At 66.9% G+C, this 1,291-nt stretch carries 1 pseudogene; it reads left to right on the forward strand.

The window, feature by feature from the left end:
* Positions 1–286 precede the first annotated feature (286 nt).
* Positions 287–1,227, forward strand: a pseudogene (locus tag ACZ7GZ_RS43410) (transposase); the annotation flags it as partial.
* Positions 1,228–1,291 lie beyond the last annotated feature (64 nt).

Here is a 1,291-nt window from a genome sequence, read left to right on the forward strand (position 1 = left end):
CCTCGTCGGTGCTGGGCGAACGCCCGTACTTGGCCGGGCCTGGATGCCTAGAGAGAGATCGGCGCCGCCCAGCGCCGTCGAGCGTCAATACCCACGTCTTGTTCACTCGTTGGCGTTGGTGGGGCGAGCCCATCCCGCGGTGACCTCTCCATAGGCCCGAGCCGACCGAGCTCCCGAAGAGACCGAGGCCCGTGGGGTGAGCTGGTGCCACGAACAGCTACTGAGGTGGCGGACCGGTCATGAGAGTCGAGTCCTGGGATTAGGTCGCTGCGTGGCCCGCATGAACAAGAAGTCCGATCCCGGCGATGCCCTCGTGCTGGCGAACATCCTGCGCACAGACATGCACGCCCACGGCCTCTGCCCCAGGACAGTGAACTGGCTCGAGCCATCGCCGTGCTCGCGCCCGTGCCCAGCAGGACGCCGTTTGGAATCGCCAGCAGATCGCCAACCAGCTCCGTTCACTGCTGCGTGAGTACTACCCGCTGCCCTCGCAGCCGTGGAGCCATGGAAGAAGGGTCTGTGCCGGTCCGAGGCTCACGAACTTCTCCGCCTCGCCCCCACTCCGACCCGGGGCGCAAGGTTGACCCGCGCACAGCTTCAAGCCGCGCTCAAGCGGGCAGGCCGCAGCGCGGCATCGAGGCGGAAGCTGCACGGCTTCGCAGCATCCTCCGAGCCGGGTGGGCGCACCAGCCGCCGCTGGTCGAAGACGCGCTCGGCAAGCAGATGCTGGTGCTCCTGGCCCAGCTGGAGGCCGCTTCCAAGGCGGCCAACGACCTTGAAGAGGCGGTGGCCGAGGCGTTCCCTCAGCACCCGGACGCTGACATCATCCTCAGCTTCCCCGGCCTCGGCGTTCAGCTCGGCGCCCGGGTGCTGGCCGAGATCGGAGACGACCGTCGACGCTTCGCAGACGCCCGCGGCCTGAAGGCCTACGCCGGCGCCTCACCCATCACGCGCGCCTCAGGCAAGAAAACGAATGTCACCCGACGATGGGTGAAGAATGACCGCCTCAACCATGTCGGCTTCCTCTGGGCCTTCTCCGCCATCAGCGCCTCACCTGGTGCCAAAGCCCACTACCGCAGGCGCCGCGACGATCACGGTGACTGGCACGCTGCCGCCCAACGGAATCTCTTCAATCGCATGCTCGGACAGCTCTACCACTGCCTCCAGCACCACAGGCTGTTCGACGAGGACACAGCTTTTCCGGCCGCACTCGCCAGGGCGGCTTGACGAGCTGAGGGCCTGAGGTGTCTTTCTCGGACTCGCCGCAGCCATGTGCTGCTACAAACGGCTC

Source organism: Streptomyces sp. NPDC037288 (genome assembly GCF_055603265.1).